This window comes from Nocardia africana NBRC 100379 (assembly GCF_001612635.1).
GTDB classification, from domain to species: domain Bacteria; phylum Actinomycetota; class Actinomycetes; order Mycobacteriales; family Mycobacteriaceae; genus Nocardia; species Nocardia africana.
In genome coordinates this window covers 1-17,897 of sequence record NZ_BDAV01000013.1, presented here as the reverse complement: position 1 = coordinate 17,897, position 17,897 = coordinate 1, and the positions used below count along the sequence as shown (strand labels likewise).

Below are 17,897 nucleotides of genomic sequence, written 5' to 3'. Positions count from 1 at the left end.
TCGTCCGCCAGGTCGTCAGGAGTGCCGATGCTTGGGATCCGCGGAGTCGCCCGAGGGATGTCCGTCCTCGTCGGCGCGGCAGCGCTGACCATCGCCGCGGTCGTGGTGCCGGGCCCGGCGTCCGCGGTGGCTGTTCCGGGGTTCGATCACATCGTCGTGGTGATGTTCGAGAACATCGGATACGACACAATCATCGGCACCGCGAGCGCGCCCTACTTCAACCAACTCGCCGACACCGGCGCGTTGTTCACCGACTCGCATGCGCTGACCCACCCCAGTCAGCCGAACTACATCGCGTTGTTCTCCGGTGCCACGCAGGGCGTGGTTGATGACAGCTGCCCGTACGATGTCACCGGGGTGGACAATCTGGGCACTCGGCTCGCCGCGGCCGGGCACTCGTTCGCCGGATACGCCGAGTCGATGCCGACCCCGGGCTATACCGCCTGCACCGGCAGTAACGGCCTGTACGCCCGCAAGCACAACGGCTGGGTGAACTTCGACAACGTCGCGGCGAGCGCGAACCAGCCCCTCGCTGCCTTCCCCGCGGATTACTCGCGGCTGCCCACGATCTCGTTCGTCAACCCCAATATGTGCAACGACATGCACGACTGCCCGGTGTCGGCCGGCGACGCGTGGCTGCGCGACAACCTCGGCCGCTACGCCGACTGGGCCAAGGCCAATCGCAGTTTGCTGGTGGTGACCTTCGACGAGGACGAAGGCACCGCCGCCAACCACATCCCGACCATCTTCTTCGGCGCCGGCGTCGCCCCCGGCAAATACGGTGAGCGTATCGATCACTACTCGGTTCTGCGGACCCTTGAGGACGCCTACGGCTTGGCGCCGGTGGCCGAATCGGCCCACGCGGCGCCGATCACCGACGTCTGGCTCCCCGCGCCTGGCGGGGTGCCCCTGCCGTCGACCGGCTCCCATTGATCACCGATGCCGGGCACATCTCAACGCACTACGCCTGCTACCCCATTAGCGGCCCGGGCGATCGACTCATAGCCCCGGACACGCTCGGTCCGCGTCGCGTGATCGCGTTCGTGCCGCCGCTCAGCGCGATGTCGTGGCCGCCGGGGACCATGCTCGGCGCGAGAGCAGGCGCAGCCCGTTGAGGCCGACGATGACGGTCGATCCTTCGTGGCCGGCGACACCGACGGGGAGTGGGAGGTGGCCGATCAAGTCCCAGGCGACGAGCACCGCGATGAATGTCGCGGCGATGGCGAGGTTGGCGATCACGACCCGGCGAGCGCGTCGCGAGAGGGCGATCACGGCCGGGATCGTGGTGAGGTCGTCGCGGACCACGACGGCGTCGGCGGTTTGCAGGGTGAGGTCGGATCCTGCTCCGCCCATGGCGATTCCGGTGTGGGCGGCGGCGAGTGCAGGCGCGTCGTTGATCCCGTCGCCGACGACGGTGACCCGCTCGCCCTGGCCTTCCAGTTCGCGGACCGCGGTGACTTTCTCATCGGGCAGCAGGCCGGCACGAACGTCGGTGATGCCCAGCCGGCGGGCCAGCTGCACGGCTACGTCGCGATTGTCGCCGGTCAGCAATACCGGGGCCGCACTGGACAATTCGGTGATCGCCGCGACAGCGTCGGCGGCTTCGGGTCGCTGCTGGTCGATGATGCCCAGTACGGCCACCGGACGATCTGCGCACAGCACGACCACTGCGGTGCGCCCGTCACGCTGGAGGGCGGCCACCGCGGCCGACGCGGCGGCGGCAGGTGCGGTAGTGCTGGTCGGGGCCAGGAGCGCGTGCGGGGATCCGACCTGGATGACGTGGCCCTCGATCGCCGCGCGGACGCCGCGCCCGGGTTGCGCTGAGAAATCGTCGGCGACCGGCAGGTGCATATCGGCGGAGCGAGCTGCGCGCACGATCGCGGCGGCCAACGGGTGTTCGCTGGGATGTTCGGCCGCGGCCGACAGCCGCAAAATCTCGGCCTCGGTGAAGGGACTGCCGGGGAGCGGGCGGATCTCCGACAGTTCCGGTGTTCCGCGGGTCAGGGTTCCGGTCTTGTCGAACGCCACGCGGGTGGTGGTGCCGAGTTGTTCCATCACCACCGCCGATTTGACCAGGACGCCGTGGCGGCCGGCATTGGCGATCGCGGCCAGCAGCGGCGGCATCGTGGCCAGTACCACCGCGCACGGCGAGGCGACGATCATGAACGTCATCGCCCGCAGCAGCGACGGCTGGACCGCCGCACCGAACAGTAACGGCACGATGAACACGGCGAGCGTGATCGCGACCATTCCCACCGAGTAGCGCTGCTCGACCTTCTCGATGAACAGCTGTGTCTTCGCCTTGGTCCTGCTGGCCTCCTCGACCAGCCCGGCGATCCGGGCCACGACCGAGTCCTCGGCGCGGCGATCGACCCGCACCCGCAGCGCGCCGGTGCCGTTGAGCGTGCCCGCGAATACCTCGTCGCCGGTGGCTTTGTCCACCGGCATGGATTCGCCGGTGATCGTGGCCTGATCGACCTCACTGGCGCCGCTGAGCACCGAGCCGTCGGCGGCGACTCTGTCACCGGGACGGACCAGGATCGTGTCACCGACCGCCAGTTCGGTGACAGCGACGGTGCGTTCCGCCCCGTCAGCGTCGAGTCGGGTCGCGGTCTCGGGCGCCAGATCGAGTAGCCCGCGCACCGAATCCTCGGTCCGCGCGGTCGCCAGCGCTTCCAGCGCCCCGGAGGTGGCAAAGATGACGATCAGCAGCGCGCCGTCGAGGACCTGCCCGATGGCCGCCGCGCCGATCGCGGCGACCACCATCAACAGGTCGACGTCGAGGGTCCTCTCACGCAGCGCCTGCAGTCCGGCAAGCCCCGGCTCCCAGCCGCCGGTGACGTAACAACTCAAATACAGCGCCCACCACAACCACGTCGGCGCACCCAGCCACTGCGCGATCAAACCCAGCACGAACACCACCAAAGCCGCAGCAGCCCAACGCATCTCGGGCAGCGCAAACAATCGTGTGCGGCGCGCGGGCGCGGCGGCCGGCGCAGCGGCCGGTCGGGCGGGCGCGGCAGTGGGCGAAGCCACGGACACCTCCAAGAGTGGTTCGGGCGAATGTGCGTTCACCACCATAACAGTACATATGAAGAGATCTTCATTGGTGTGCTGGTATACGATGCGGAGTTATGGGACATGGGGTCGACGGTCGTGATCGGCCGGCCGCGCGATTGGATGCCGCTGCAGCCGCGCAGGTCGCCACGACCCTGCAGGCCCTGGCAACCCCGAGCAGACTGTTGATACTGACCGAGCTACGCCAGGGGCCGCGTCCGGTGTCCGCGCTCGCCGAAGCGGTCGATATGGAACAGTCGGCGGTCTCGCATCAACTGCGACTGTTGCGCAACCTCGGCTTGGTCACCGGGACACGAACCGGGCGCAGCATCGTCTACAGCCTCTACGACCACCACGTGGCTCAACTTCTCGACGAGGCCGTCTATCACAGCGAACACCTGCGGCTCGGCCTCGCCGACCGGCCCGAGGCCGCCGGCTGATCCGCCGCCGGGATGGTTGAAAGAAATCGGTCACGGGTACCGGCGTGGACGGAACCGTCACAGGTGCTGGCTTGCGCTTTGGCAAATGTATTCGAGTGGATGCTCGCGCACGGGACCGTTGTCATGTATTCGTTTGGACGCATGCGGCGGGGCAGCGGTGTCGAGAGACCGTGCCGGAGTCGCTCGTCGCCGACTCTCAGAGTTGTTCTACTTCAGTGATTTTCGCCTGGGGCGAGTGGATGTGGCTCGCCGACGAGGGCGGCCAAAGCTGCAGCGACTTCGGGCAAAGACGCTCGGACGTAGGTGAGCGTTGGCCCGTCCGCCCCGGATGGCTCCGCGTGACCTGCGAATGCTCGGGCGGTGGCGTAGCCGAAGTTGCGTTCGACCCATGTGAGTGTGGTGTGGCGCAGCCAATGTGCCGTGACCTGCTGGATTTTTACCCAGGGTATTTCTCTGCCGACGCGGTCCCACAGATAGTCGTAGCGGCGTCCGGTGACCGGCCGGCCGTTTCGGTAGCACAGGAGTTGCCCAGCTGGATCCGCGCTTCGATTCCCGTGGCTGACCAGTGCTTTCATCAGGGTGGGCGATACTGGCTGCCACCGGTCTGATTGGTCTTTTTCGCGTAGCCAGATCAGGCAGTTCGTTTCGTCGAGATCTCGAGGCCGCAACGCCAGAGCTCCGCCGCGCCGGCACGCTGTCTCGATGTGCAGCCGCACGATCAGTGAGTCCAGGTCCGGATCATTGCCGGTTGTCGCGACGACGCGATTGATCTGGGTGAGTTGGCCATCGGACAAGGCTGTGCGGGAACTGGGTCGTCGCCGGGGCTTGTCGATGTGGGCAGCGGCATTGCCTGCCGCGGGGACGTATCCGTCGTCGCGAGCGTGGCGGTAGAGACAACGGATGGCGCCGACCATGTGCTCGGCAGCCGAGCGTCCACCGCGCGAGTTCTTCCGGGCCGCGGCTGCGTGTCTGGCCTGCTCGACCATCTCCTTCAGCTCCAGCGCGGTCGGCTCATCCAGTGGACGGTCGCGCCATTGCTCTCGGATCCGGTTCAAATACGGGCGGTAGGTGCGCACGGTTCCAGCTGACAAAATCGATTCGACGCGTGGGATATATTCACCGAAAGTGGGGACGTTCGTGACGGGCGATTGTGAGAGAAGATCTTCGGGACGTAGGCCGAGTCGCGCGAGAAGGAGTTGAGCGGCTTGGATATCGTTGGTGCTCACCATCTGAGCCAAACTGACGGGTCTTGTGAAAATAGTGCTGTGACGAGCGCATGGGGCGGGTAGACAACCAGTTTGCGATGCTCTTCGGACGCGACGAGCAGGATTCGATCGCCGCTTTTAATGTGTAGACGGCTGCGCAATTCCGACGGAATGTAGAGGTGGTGATGAGAATCGATGCGGAGCTTGGAAGCAGTGTCAGAGACAGTCACGACGAGTAGTTGACCGTCAACGGTGAAGCTGATCGGCTGGTGGGCCAGCCACTTCAGCGGTGCGAGTGTGTTTGCCGCCGCAACCCTGCCACGATCGCTAATTACTGAAATCGATATCAGTGGCAATGTCGATGACGGTCTGACGTGGATCTCCACTTGTGGCAGCGGAACCCTGATGTTTTCTCCATGCGTAGTCCGCGGCTGCCTCATATTGAGCAAGTTTTCGGCTGCGGTCTGCTCGGGATGTGGAGTCGTTGCAGAAACTCTTGTTCGCGGGGACTCGGCGGACGTGTTCGATTGTATCTGTGGCGCTGATAGACCGGGACGTTGGGCGCCGGCACGCGTGGGTGTTCGTCCGGATGCCGGACCCATCGGTTTGTTTGGCGGGGCGGCGGGGGACGGCCCGGGCATGTGCGACATGCTGCCTCGATTCTCTTTTCGGCTTTCTTGTATGAGAGCGAAGCGACTGGTGAGTTGGCAACATGTATGCCGAATTGTGTCATTCGAGCCAGCGTGTGCTGGACTTCGGCTCAAGGGCTGTAGGTGTCGACCTGCAGTTTTCGGAGAAGGCATGTCAGTTCGATTAAGCGAATGATATCGAAGCGTGCTGATTCATAGCATTCTTCGCTTTCTATGCTCGTGGCGCGGTGACCGGCTCCGTTGACGCGGCCCACCGAGGCGCCGTGGCGCGAAAAGGAAATATAGCGAGACGTGCCATCCTGGGCTTGGGGCGAGCGTCGTTCGGCGAGTCTGCCGGATCCTCGTCAGCGGCAGAGTATGTTGCCTGTGCTCGCTCAGCCCGTTGTCATCGACCGGGACTGCGCATGAAGCATGCGGCTACATCGGAAAGGGCAATTGAACCTTGGTAGATGAACGGCTTTCGCCAGGTGACGAGTTTCGCAGTGGTATCCAGCAAGAAGTTCCACCCCTGACGACGGTGCCTGTTTCGGTCGGTGCTGAACGATTGGGCCAGTCCACAGAATGGTACTTGCGCCAATTGCGGGCACGGAAGCTGCCGGGCCACAAGATTGGGCGCCAGTGGCGCCTGACCGAGGACGACATCCGGGAGGCGTTGGCGATAACGGCGATGCCCGTCATAGTGCCCCCGCCGGATCCTTCCGGGTTGTCACCGAGGAGTCGCCGATACCACAATCGTCGCAGTCGTCGGCGCTCTACCGGCTGAACAAAGCGTCGGAAGAGTCAAATCGCAACGCAAGTCTGAAACCGCGGATTTTGCGTTAAATTCACCTCGCGCTTCCTCTGGATCCGCTAATGGCGGTTAGGTTGAATATCAGGCGGAGCCTATTGTTTTTCCTGCGTCCGGGGTGTATCTGCAAGGATTCATCGTATCGCCTGGATCGAAATTTCTGCCGCTGGATCCATGGGCTTTTCATGATTGGAGTCGGCGCTTGTAATTCGAGTGGGGACTGAACGTGCTTCAATCGAATTCTATTCGCACGTGAGATTGCACTCGGGCGCGAGGCGGGTGAACGATCGGCTGCCTCAACCAGCCGACGAGGCCAACAGGTGCTGACGCCGTCAGGCCCTGAGCGCACGCGAAATGCGGCGAATCGCTGCGAGATGTGACCTTTTGTAGGATCCGACCACTAGCGACCGCCGCTGACCAGCGGGTTTCGTCTTGAGGGGTTAGGGGTTCGATTCCCCTAGGCTCCACCACACAGACTGGCCGCTCAGGGCGCGGAAACGTATCCTGAGCGTGCACGGCGTCAGTATCTGGCGTCAGCAGCCGGTTACCAGCGGTCGGTAACAGGACATCTCACGAGATGTCGCCTGGAACCGACCGGAGGTGACAATGCCCACCCCTCGACCCCGTCCTCGTGCGGACGGGACCGTCGCGTGGCAAGTGCCGTTCAACATCTACATCGATGGCCGCAGGCGCCAGAGTTCGGAGACATTCGACGACCCCGCCGAGGCGACGCGCTGGGCCGCGCTGCTCGAACGTGTCGGCGCCGAGGAAGCACTGAAGATCCTCGACGTCCAGCGCGGCACCGATGTCGAATACCTGACTCTCACCGAGTGGCTGCGCCGCTACGCCGACACGCTGACCGGGATCGAGCCCGAGACCCGCAAGCGCTACCACCGCTACATCGACCGCGACATCGCCGATTTCATGGGTTATCTGCCTCTCGGCGCGATCACGGCCGAGACCGACAAGTCCTGGGTGGTGCACCTGGAAGAGGAGATCGGCAACAAGCCCAAGACCATCGCCAACAAGCACGGGTTTCTCTCGGCGGCGATGAGCGCCGCCGCCGCGGTGCGCCCGACCCCGCTGATCGCCTACAACCCGTGCGCCGACACCCGACTGCCCCGCAACGACGCCCCCGAACCCGACTACTTCGACGACGCGGAATGGGAGCTGTTCGAACAGCTGATGCCGCCGCGCTGGCGCGCGCACGCGGAGTTCGGCCTGATGTCGATGGCCCGACCCAGCGAGGTCACCGCTCTGCGCGTCGGCGACATCAACCCCCGCACTGGTGCGGTGCGCATCACCAAGGCGTGGAAATGGGCCGGCGGCGCGCTGAAACTCGGCAAACCCAAGTCCAGCCGGGGAATCCGAACCGTCAACGTGCCCCTGGAAACCCTCGACCGGCTCGACCTGAACCGCCCGCGCGACGAGCTGCTGTTCCACACCGCCACCGGAAACCCCATCAGTGTCACCTACTTCTACAAGAAGGCGTGGCTGCCGGCCCTGAGGCGGCTGCAAGCACTCGACGAGCTGAACTTCCGGCCGTTCAACCCCGCCACCGGATGGAAGGGCGCCGACCCGGAAGACCTGCTTGAGCGGTTCGACGACGCGGTCACCAGCCTGCTGGGTAAGCGCCTGACCCCCTACACACTGCGCCACACCGGCATCTCCTGGAAGCTGCAAGACGGCGTGCCGCTGTTCGTGGTCTCCCGCGACGCCGGACACGAGTCGGTCAACACCACCGACAAACGCTACGGCCACATCGACCGCCGCGCCAGCGAATCCGCCGCCGACGTCATCCGCCTGCATCTGCCCCGCGTACGCAACGGCGGCCTGCGCCCCGTCGCCTGACCGCCCCGATTCATTTTCATACTGCGACGGCTACGAAATGTAATGAAACGAAATGGAATTCAATGACAAAACCCATTGACCTCCACTCCCGCAAGCGCACGGTTTCGGCACAGTGCGGCTATCCCGGCTGCACAGCCGAGCCTGAAACGACGACCCGGCGGCCGGGGCGCCCCTTCGCCTACTGCGCCGACCCGAGCCACAACGCACAGACCGCGTTGCGCGCCAAACGAAAACACGCCCAGCAGCAGACCCGCGAACCAGCCACCCCGAGTCTGCGGCCGGTCACCGATGGTGCGGTGACGGTCGCGGGTCTGCTGGCCGAGGCCGCACGTCTGCGTGACGAATTGTCCGCGATCGTCAGCGACAGCGCCGACACGCTGGCCACCATCACCGGTGCCGAGGCGATCGATCGCGAAATCGCCGACATCCGCCGTGAGGCCGCGGTCAAGATCGCCGCCGCCGAGCAAGCGCAATCGGCCGCCGAGCGTGCACTGGCGGCGATGACGGCGCAGCGTGACCGAGCCGCCGAACTGGAAACGCTGGCGTTGCAAGCAGCCGACGATGCGGCAGTGGAAGCCGCCCAGGCACGCCGCGAGGCCGAAGAAGCCCGCACCGTCGCCGAGGCGAGAATCGCTGCGGCGGAGAAGGATCGCGACAGTGTCTACACCGAGGCCGAGCAAACGCTGACGAGGATGCGCCATGAGTACGACGCCGCGCGCACCGCGCAAGCGCGCGCCGAAGCCGAGGCAGATGTCATCCGCGGACAGGCCCAGGCCGCCGCCGAGGAGAACGCGGCGTTGCGACGGCAGCTCGCCGAGCAGGCCGACACACACCGCCAGCAGAACGAGGCGCGCGAGCGCGAGCACTCGAGGGCCATCGCCGCCGCCCACGCCATGGCCGACCGCGCCGCACGCGAACAACGCCGCCAGCTCGACTCGATCATTCATGCGCACCAGTGGCCCGCGTTCACCGCAGCCGACGGAAGTCCAGCAGAGTAAACGGCAGACGGCGGTTGTGCACAACCTGTGCGCAGTCGCATCCACCTTCGCGGGAGTTATCCCCAGCAGCCCGGTTCATGCACAGGGCGGCGAGGTGTCGGTGGTATGTGCTAACGCGCGAATTATCCTGCTGAACAGTGCTTTCCCCGTCAGAGCGACGGGGACCACGGCTCGAATGCGCAGAAGCGACACGTCGGGGGTCTCGCATAGAGTGCGGCGTACCGGACCCGCCCAGAACCATCGGCAGGCCGGAAAACGGTGGGCCCCGCCTGAGGCAACAGGCGGGGCCACTCAACGCCCATCCACTCTGCGACACGAAAGGGCTAGGCGAGCATGAGCCTAACTCCCACCTCCGACCATCCCCGACTGGAACCACCAGAACCGAGACCGCCCGAGATTCACCCGCTACTGGCCCTCTCCCTGGCAGTCAGTCTCGCAACCGCCACCGGGCTCCTCACGGGCTGGTCGGAGGCCGTCACAGTTCTGATCTCCGTCCTAGGGCTTCTATCGAATCTCCGCCAACACCGACGCGGTGACTAGTGCGCACCTGTAGTTGGTTGTTACCGACCGGCGTTCGCTTCAGGCGTGGTCGGTCGGTCGCGGAGAATTCCCTGTTGGGGGATCGGCCCTGGGGCGGCCATGCCGCCGCGGTTGGGTCGATGCCAACGGACAGGGATACCGTCGGAGCATGACGACTACGGCGACCGAGTCGCGTGATGGCATACCTGAACCTCGCAAGGAAAGGTACGCGCCGGTGACCATCGCGTGGCGTATCCAGATCGCGGAGTTGGCTCATCGATTTTTCGGGCTTGCGCGCAACCAGCAATGGGCAGAGCTTGCGGGCGCGCCTTACGAGAAAGGGGTGATCCACCCATGGACGGTCGCCCATTTCATGACTTTTCTCGGGAAAGTCGGCAACACGACAGGCAATCTGGCAGATGTGGTGCGCGTACTCGGTGCATTGGAGCACGCGGGTCTGCTGCTCGCGCAAGGATTCGACTACCAGAAGGCTGTTGGCGGCCAGACCTATCTTGCAAACGGTGGACCGGTGTTGCAGCGGCAAGACGGTGGAAAGCTTTGGCTGGCCGAAGCTCTCGGTGCCGAACTGATCATCCCGTTCTATTGCTCTGCGACCGTCCAGATCACGGGCTATGCGACCGAAGCTGACGCCGCCGCCGAGACAGACGAGCGATGGGGAACTGGCCTCATCGTGGATCGCGCGCACATTCTGACCAACCGACATGTTGCGGAAGGCGTGAGGTATGGGATGCAAGTAGTTCAGCAGGTGCCGACCCCAGCGGGGTACCGCTCGTGTCGCGTCCGCGCCCACGCCCAACTCGACGTTGCAGTGATCGAACTGGAGTTGGCAGACGACGCTGATGGCCTCCAGCCCCTCGCAGGAATGGTGTTTCGCGATCCGAACTGGGCTGACGAGACGTTCGTATTCGGCTTTCCGCGGGTGCCGATGACCGCGGAAATGGCCATCACCGTTCAGCGCGGCGAAGTGGTGAACCCATCGACTCCATCGATGCCGAGCCGCGAACCCGTTTTTCTGTACTCCGCGATCGCCCGTCCCGGCAACAGTGGTGGTCCCATCGTCGCTGGCGATGGCCGGGTGATCGGGCTTGTGGTCGAAGACTCCTCTGAGGTTCAGACCAATAATGGAGCGCCCGTGTCCGCCCCGTTCTACCGTGGGCTCCCCACTAGCGAGGTCGTCCGCGCGCTGACGGATCTCGGATTTCCCAACCTGGCCAAAGTCGAATCCTGGGCATAAACACACACCTAGTGGAAATTCCGGGTGGACGAGGGCTGGGCGGTGCGTCGGCTACTGTTCGATCAGAACTCCGTCCGGTAGTTCGAGGGAATCGACGTCGAAAGCATCTTCGTCAAGTCCCCCGGCAAAGAGACGCCGCTACCGCAGTAGCCCAAGCGTTAGCGGCGGCGTCGACAGCGCCCGATCCGCAGGGCCGTCTGTCCGGCGCCGATTCCGAAACCAGGCGCGGCGAACAACTTTGTTCCGCCTCCGAACCCGTGACTCTGGTCTCGACCAGCAAACCATCACAGTCGAAAATCACGGCCCACCCGAACCGACGCGCGGACTATGGTGCCGGGTGACATGATCAACACCACGACCAGCCTACGCACCATCCTGCGCGCCGCCTGTCACGAAGTCGGCTTCAGCGACGAGGCGGCCCACCTCATTCACCACTCGAGCAACGCCGTTCGTCCTACCTCACCATCAAGCCGTCGCACGCGTGTCCACAGCGGCAGCCGACCTGCCCAGAGTCCGATCCGTCACATCGCTGACCGCATGGCTGGCCGCACGCGGCTTCGGAGCCACCGTCCCACTCGCAGGCGCGCGTCCGCTCGCCGTGCACGGGCACGACGTCAGCTTCTGGCGCTACTACCCACAATCGGACGCTTTGCCTCCGACCTCACGCGACCTCGGATCACTACTGCGGGAGCTGCATTCGACCCCGCCCCCCGCACAAATCGACCTCCCGAACTGGGTTCCTCTGCAATCCCTGCGCACCGCTCTGCACGATCCCCGCACCGACACCGGACACATCACCGACCTCGAACGCGCGACTCTGCTGAACATGATCGAGACCGTGGCCGGCGAACTCGCCGATACCAGCTGGCCACTGGGCCACGGACTCATCCACGGTGACGCCTGGGCAGGAAACCTACTGTGGGACAGAACGAACGACGACTCCGCACGACCGCGCGCCATTCTCGGCGACTGGGACTGGGTGAGCATCGGCCCATTCGAGGTCGACCTCATACCGACCTGGCACGCCGCGATCCGTTACGGACGTGACCAGCACTGGGTAACGGAGTTCATCACCACCTACGGCTACGACCTTTCCGAATTCGCCACCGGCTACGAGACCCTGCGCCGGATGAGAGACCTCGTGCAAATCACCGGCCCACTCCGCAGGGCCGGTGACTCGCCAGCCAACGCAACACGGCTACGCCAGCGTCTCCACGCGATCCTCACCGGCGACACGACATCATCCTGGAGTCAGTACAGCTGACCCGGCCATTCGCTGTCACGGGGACCGTGCAATGAAGGTAACGAGTATCGAAAAGTCCACGCGCGCAGGAGCGTTCGTGACTCCGTTCGAGACGGGTGGCGCGCGTAAAGGCAACCTCAACCCAAATTTGGCTAACAGACGTCTCCGGCGCCCCGTTCGACGACTCGATGGAACACTCAGCGACACAGGCATTTGACACCAGAACCTCCTCAAGCTCGCCGCGCTGACGCGTTCACCTGTCGCTCCTCGCGGGAGTGATCCGCCGGCGCCGCGGGGCAGGATCAGCTCGGTGTGGCGCCGAGGCCGCGCTCCGGTGAGGAGCATTTTCATTGCACGCCTGGGTATTTCGAGCCTTGTGACTTCGGCTTGATTCCGCCTGCTTCGGGTTCTATCTATTTCCGCCGGATGAAGTAGTCGTGACGAGCATTCACATCACCGCTATCTGTTCGATGATCCGGTCTCGGATGTCATCTGGACGACAGAAGGCTGCGAGCAGGTAGAGATAGGGCAACAATGCGAGGTCATCGGGGATTCGTCCGTCGTGCTGGGCAAGGAGGCGTTCGCCGACTTCGGCGCTCGTCACGCTCTTTGGCTTGGCTCCACGACCGTACCCGTGTGTAGCGTTGCGGTGGATGACCATCAACCGCGCGGCGGCATCTTCACGGTTGAATTCCTTGACCGCGCCGTTCGGCATGTGGATGCGAACAGCTTTGATTCCGCGCTGCTCGGAGATGAAGAAGCCCTTTTGTAGCTGCTGGAGCGCGTCGAGTGCCCGTTGTGCTGCGGGAAGCAGGATCTCGGCGGCATGGTTGTTCATACAGGACTTGACGAAATTGAATTGTTCCTGAGCGTATTTCGCGGAAAACAGGGTCTTGAGTTCCACTTTTTCGCCAAGGAGGCGGTCAGCGAAGGATCCGAGCAGGGTGAATGCGATGACTCTCTGGGCGGTCGTGTCGCGAATGGTGGTCTGCAGCGACGCTGTCAGTTGCAGAACCTGGCTGAGGGTCAGCATCCAGTGCAGTTGCTCGTGTGGAACGTAACGATCTTGAGAGTCGATGTAGGTGGCTGGATCGGTCAGGTATCGGAACAATTGGTTGAGTCGCATGACCCACCAGTCGATGGCTTCCCCAGCTGCAGTTCTCGTGAACGTCGGAAGCGAGACGGCGGAGTTTCGCCCGCTGCGCTGCAGCAGCTCCAGCATCTCTCTCGCCTCAAGGCCGTTCGCTGCAGGCAAGGCGCGACCGAACCCGAAGAGGACTGTTGACATCGGTCGTGGGCAGGCGTATCCCCACACGTACGGCAGCAAGCACCCCATGAGCGGGTCCAAGAATGATCCGGACAAGACCAGCGAGTTTGCCTGCTGTGCAGCGGATCCGAACAAAAGACCGCTGCTTGGCACCTGCGCTGACCCATCCCGCAGCTCATTGATCACAGTCGGGTCCTGGGCCATCCTGAGAGCGATTGACGGCAGCTTCACTCGTCGCAACAGCGTCTGAGTGATGGTGACGACGTGTGCGCTGCGGTTCGGCAGCAAAAGCTCATCCGTGTCGTTGAGCGTGTATCTCCCCAGGAGCCCGAAGTGTTGTTCGGTGAACTGGCCGCAACGCTGACGACTGGCTTGCGTCAATTCGATCTGGGAGTACAACAACTGGGTCTTCAGGTCATCGTCCGACGCCGCGTTGGCACGAATCTTCTCTAAGGTTGTCAAAGCTTCGGGGGTCAATTGGTGTGCGGGCAACTCGTCGACAACATTTGGAAGGATGTCGAACTGCGGTTCGCGGCGTGGGGGACCGGCCACCGTCCGGGCGGTGAGCAGGTCGTGATGGCGCCCGCCGGGGGTGTCAGCGTGGATGCTCCAGGTGTTGCCGCTGACGCGGGTGGCGGCGAGACCGAGGCTGGCGAGCAGACCGGCCAGGTCGCCCCCGTGCAACTGGTTTGGGAGTTCAAGAAGTGCCGAGCGCTTGGATTGTTGCACCTCGAGCAGTCTATGCGGCTGTACTGACAACCCGGCGACGCGGTCACCGAGACCGCCACGCTCCAGGCCGAGGCCGGCGGCACCATAGAAGCTAGTTATGCAGCAGGTTCCCGTGCACATCCAGCTCGCGGGCGATCTCATGCACCTACCGGCCGGAATCGATAACTTGACATGCCGCTTCCACCCGGTACTCGGGTGAATACGATCGACGCGGACGAGGCATGGTGAACATCCTGTCCAGGGACCGACCGTCCCGCTATCTCGGATGTCCACTACTTCAGGGGAGCACCACGGTTCTGGTTCCAACGCTGGGAGTAGTCGCTGGTCGTGGCGCGGATGGACCTTGCGGGCCAGCGGGTTGCGTTGCCCTGCAACGGGCATTCGACCGGCTCGCCGGCGGCGTGCCGGTTCGTCCCGGAAATCTGCGGTTTACGAACGACGTGGCGGGACTGTGCTGGCTGCGCAGTGGATGGGATAGCTGGTTGGGATGGTGGCTGGTTGTTGGTCAGGAGTGATCGAGCCAGTAGCGGTGCGTGCTGGTTTCGTCGAAGCCGTTGCGTTCGTGGAACGGTGTGGTCTCCCACGCGATCCGGTAGCCCTGCTGGGAGATTCGGGTGCGGAGGCCGTCGCTGATCGCCACGAACGGCAGCATGTAGGTGTCGGCAATGCTCTGCTGTTGAAGAACGTCGCCGTGAGGGTCGGTGCAGGTGACCTGTCTGCCGGTCCACGTGAGATCGAGCAGAGCGCGGAACTGCGCGGTCGGCACGATCAGCATGAACCGATCCGGCTGCGGTCCTGGGTTGAAGTAGTAGCAGGTCGAGGCGATCACCCGCGCGTCCGCACCGGTCGGAGGTGGACATGTCATGGCCTGGGCGAGGGTATCCCATTCGGCGGCGGCGAAGTCCCCTGCGCTAGCCGGAAGCGGCAGTGAGCTCGACTTCCCCGTTGCGGAGTGGACAAGCCAGGAACGCAGTCGTACCTGAGTAGTGTTTCGTGTCCGTGTGAGTGCGGGCCGAACTTGGCTGGCGGTGGGGGTATCGGGTGCTGAGTTGATTAGCTGCCCCAGGTTGACCGGTGGACTGCATGCGCGGTTCTCGATGACGAATTCACCTGCCAGAACCCACCATCGGCTGCCGTCGGGCTCGATAAAAGAAAAGTCGGCGCCGTCGATGGTGTCGTGGCAGCCGGTCGGGTCGTACACCGCGGCGGGAATGGGGAGTTTGCCGGCGTCGCGGCGGTCGATCGACCCGGCGGCATACAGCGGCACTTCCAGATCGATGGTGGGGTCGGGCAACTCGTCGTAGCCGTCGTCAGGACCCAGCCAACGCCCGCTGCCCGCCGGTGGCGGCTCCCAGCGACCGTTGATGCGGTGCAGCTGGTCGTGGTAGCGGTGTCGTGCCGAGAGTTCGGCCAGCCACATCTGTATGGCCTGGTCGTTGAGCTTTTTCCGCACGCTCACCGATTGATGCCGTAACCGCAGGCGGTCACGGTAGGGGATCGCGTGCTGTGCAGCGACTTCGGCGAGGAGCTGCGCAGCTCGGCCGACCTGTTCGTCGAAACCGGTTGTGCTGTCGTCGGCGAATCGTTCATGCAGCTCACGCAACGGCCCGACCGCGATGTGATCGCTGTGGGCGCCCACACGGCGATGGCTCCAGCGAACGCGGGAGACGCTCGCGTATGCGCATGTCAGCTCATGCAGCGTGGGTGGGCATACTTTCGTGTCGAGGACCTGGCCGGCGGCGTGGAGGGCGCGGTAGAGCGCGACGTGCAGTCGCAGATGCATCGTCAGGCTTCCCGCCGTCGCGTGGCGGGTGCGGAACTGATCGTGGGCTGCCAGGGCGAGGGTTTCGGCGGCGGATGTGGCTGTGGCGCGGGTGATCGCGCCGTACACCGCGTTCCACACCCCGGCGTAGATGTCGACGTCGCCGCAAGCGTGGGCGTGAACAAGCAGGCTAGCGGCGAGATGGGGTTGTGCGGCGAGCACGGCGGCCAGGGTGCGTGTGGCCGAGGCGGCGGTTTCCCCGGGTGGCAGCGCCAGCCACCACATGAGCATGCGGGCGAGTTCGCCGGCGTGAATCGGGTCCAGCGTGTTGGTGTCGGCGCGGCGGTTGATCCACACAAGGATTGCCGCGAGGTCGCTGTCTTCCTCTTCTTCCGCGTCGAAGGTGGCGATCGCGTGGAGTACCTCGATCCATTGCTGTGCGCGTTGAGTTGGTGGCGTGCGTGTCAGTTCCTCATCGATGAACCGGGCACCGAGTGGATGGCCGGCGGTCACCGAGTTGTGGATGGCGAACATCCAGATCGCCAGTCTTCGGGCTGGCACGGCCAGCATCTTGCGCGCGAGCGTTACGGTTGTGGGCGAGACGGTGCTGATCGAGCGTCCTTGCAGCGACAGGATGAACGCTTCGGGCATACCCGCCCGCCACGCCCAGGCAGGGCCACGCAGAACTTCGTGACCGGAATGTGCCGGTGACAGTTCGGCCATCGCCAGCGTGATCGGATCCGGGTCCGTCCATTTTCTGCGGGCACGCCGCCTCGGCGCGGAGGGAGCACGCCGGAGCCGGGCATCGAGTAACGCTTGAGCGTGCCGGAATTCGGCGATTCGTTGCAGCCCGTATTCGAGGCGGCCTTCGGTGTCGACGAGCACGCCCTCGTAGCACAGGAAATCGACGGCGCGGTCGACCTCGGCGCTGGACAACCCGTCGGCGTTGCGGCGGATCTGCTCACGAGTGACTGCCTGGCCGGGACGGCTGTCGAGGTGACGAAGAACTACCTGTAGTTCCCCGCGGTCATACATCCCCGGCGAATGCGAGGGGTGTTGAGCGGCAAAGTCATGCGACAGCAAGGCGATCCAGCTGGCAAATAGGTCCCCGAGAGCCATCGGAGCCACGGCGTCGGCGCTGCTGCCGCTGTGGACGCGGGCGAACATCCGCAAGACGAGCGGACGCCGGTAGTCGGGAATCGTCCATGGTGCGGCGACCGGGGGCAAGTCGAAGGAGCGCCGCAGGATCTGCCATGCCTGTGCGGGGTCGACACCGCGGTGGGGGTAGATCGCCCACGGCGATTGCCGGGCGTTGGGTCGCGATGTCGGGGTGCCCTCGTCATTGCGTCGTGTCGCGATGAGGGTGATTTCCGGGCAGGGCGCGACTCGCGCCGCCAGTTCCGCGAGCTGGCCAGGCCAGTGCGCGGGGGCGGCTTCGTTGACGGCATCGACGATGATCACGGCTCGATGGCCGCTGGCTTCGGCGTGCAGACGTAGCCCGTCCAGGAATTCGCGGCCGCTGATTCCGGTGTCGACCGAGCGGGCGAGCTCGGTCAGCCACGAGCGAGTCGAGCCTCGCCACATGGCGCCGTTGACGAAGACGGTGGGCGCGCCCTGCTCGATGCGGTCGAGTGCGAATTGCGCCGCATGGTAAGTCTTGCCGGTTCCCCACCCGCCCTCGATGAGCACGACGCCGCACGCCTCGGCGCGCAACCGCCGCCGCAGAGACGCGATCGCGCCCTGCACGCTGTCCAACCGCCGTCGAACATCGAAGATGCGGCGGCGGCGAGGCACTCCGACCGCTGACTGCGCGGACTCGTCGAGAGCTCTGCCGACCTCGTCACACCCGGTGGACAACTCGTCGATCGCACCCAACAGTTCACCGGCCCATCCGATCTCGCGGGCCAGCGGCACCGCGCGGGTAGGGCGCTGTGTTCCGCACACGGCCTCACAGGTGTCGAGGCGGTGGATCGCGTTGTCCCACAGGGTGCGGATCGCGGCATCGGAGCGCCGCTGTGCGGAGTTGTCCCCGGTGACGTCGATGATGAAGGGGTAGCGCCATCCCTCTTCGACATCGGCGAGCAGGGTCCGCAGCTCCTGGATCTGCGTGTTCGTTGCGTCGGGACAGGTGAGT

At 64.7% G+C, this 17,897-nt stretch carries 10 protein-coding genes and 1 pseudogene; 6 read left to right on the top strand and 5 right to left on the bottom strand.

The annotated features are described in order from the left end of the window. The first annotated feature begins 57 nt into the window (after nt 1–57). On the top strand, nt 58–933 hold the full coding sequence (locus NA3_RS23095) for an alkaline phosphatase family protein (protein ID WP_197521850.1): 876 nt from the start codon (nt 58–60) through the stop codon (nt 931–933). Nucleotides 934–1,053: 120 nt separating this feature from the next. Here NA3_RS23095 and NA3_RS23090 read toward each other — a convergent pair whose 3' ends face one another. Further along, a complete protein-coding gene (locus NA3_RS23090) occupies nt 1,054–3,036 on the bottom strand; it encodes a heavy metal translocating P-type ATPase (protein WP_062966019.1) in 1,983 nt (660 codons plus the stop codon). Nucleotides 3,037–3,134: 98 nt separating this feature from the next. Here NA3_RS23090 and NA3_RS23085 point away from each other — a divergent pair, with 98 nt between their 5' ends. After that, the gene (locus tag NA3_RS23085; protein ID WP_062965757.1) at nt 3,135–3,497 is read left to right on the top strand and encodes an ArsR/SmtB family transcription factor; all 363 of its coding nucleotides are present in this window, start codon (nt 3,135–3,137) and stop codon (nt 3,495–3,497) included. Between the two features lie 212 nt (nt 3,498–3,709). Here the strand turns inward: NA3_RS23085 and NA3_RS23080 are convergent, their stop codons facing one another. Both NA3_RS23080 and NA3_RS37095 read right to left on the bottom strand, forming a co-directional pair. Continuing rightward, nucleotides 3,710–4,726, bottom strand: a complete 1,017-nt coding sequence (locus tag NA3_RS23080) for a tyrosine-type recombinase/integrase (protein ID WP_062965756.1) — start codon at nt 4,724–4,726, stop codon at nt 3,710–3,712. Further along, nucleotides 4,720–5,088, bottom strand: coding sequence for an AbrB/MazE/SpoVT family DNA-binding domain-containing protein (locus NA3_RS37095; RefSeq protein WP_156769636.1), 369 nt, complete (start codon nt 5,086–5,088; stop codon nt 4,720–4,722). Before NA3_RS37095 ends, NA3_RS23080 begins: the two co-directional genes overlap by 7 nt. Before the next feature lie 1,657 nt (nt 5,089–6,745). Here NA3_RS37095 and NA3_RS23075 point away from each other — a divergent pair. From NA3_RS23075 to NA3_RS23060, 4 genes and pseudogenes are all read left to right on the top strand, one after another. Continuing rightward, nucleotides 6,746–7,990 carry a tyrosine-type recombinase/integrase gene (locus NA3_RS23075; protein ID WP_157126596.1) on the top strand — a complete coding sequence of 415 codons (1,245 nt, stop codon included), beginning with the start codon at nt 6,746–6,748 and terminating at the stop codon, nt 7,988–7,990. Between the two features lie 62 nt (nt 7,991–8,052). Next, nucleotides 8,053–8,988, top strand: a complete 936-nt coding sequence (locus NA3_RS23070) for a coiled-coil domain-containing protein (RefSeq protein WP_156769634.1) — start codon at nt 8,053–8,055, stop codon at nt 8,986–8,988. 688 nt (nt 8,989–9,676) lie between these two features. Then, on the top strand, nt 9,677–10,762 hold the full coding sequence (locus tag NA3_RS23065) for a S1 family peptidase (RefSeq protein ID WP_062965753.1): 1,086 nt from the start codon (nt 9,677–9,679) through the stop codon (nt 10,760–10,762). Between the two features lie 478 nt (nt 10,763–11,240). After that, nucleotides 11,241–12,026 (top strand): annotated as a pseudogene (locus tag NA3_RS23060) (phosphotransferase); the annotation flags it as partial. Nucleotides 12,027–12,453: 427 nt separating this feature from the next. On the opposite strand, the gene NA3_RS23055 reads toward NA3_RS23060, so the two are convergent. Further along, the gene (locus NA3_RS23055; RefSeq protein ID WP_156769633.1) at nt 12,454–14,001 is read right to left on the bottom strand and encodes a hypothetical protein; all 1,548 of its coding nucleotides are present in this window, start codon (nt 13,999–14,001) and stop codon (nt 12,454–12,456) included. Between the two features lie 505 nt (nt 14,002–14,506). Then, nucleotides 14,507–17,897, bottom strand: a 3,391-nt coding sequence (locus NA3_RS37760) for a Cdc6/Cdc18 family protein (protein WP_167355031.1), incomplete at its 5' end; no start/stop codon positions are given.

Bases quoted from the DNA above. Each gene is read 5' to 3' on its own strand.
- NA3_RS23095 (WP_197521850.1), top strand. From the start codon at position 58: ATGTCCGTCCTCGTCGGCGCGGCAGCGCTGACCATCGCCGCGGTCGTG.
- NA3_RS23085 (WP_062965757.1), top strand. From the start codon at position 3,135: ATGGGACATGGGGTCGACGGTCGTGATCGGCCGGCCGCGCGATTGGAT.
- NA3_RS23080 (WP_062965756.1), bottom strand. From the start codon at position 4,726: ATGGTGAGCACCAACGATATCCAAGCCGCTCAACTCCTTCTCGCGCGA.
- NA3_RS23075 (WP_157126596.1), top strand. From the start codon at position 6,746: ATGCCCACCCCTCGACCCCGTCCTCGTGCGGACGGGACCGTCGCGTGG.
- NA3_RS23070 (WP_156769634.1), top strand. From the start codon at position 8,053: ATGACAAAACCCATTGACCTCCACTCCCGCAAGCGCACGGTTTCGGCA.
- NA3_RS23065 (WP_062965753.1), top strand. From the start codon at position 9,677: ATGACGACTACGGCGACCGAGTCGCGTGATGGCATACCTGAACCTCGC.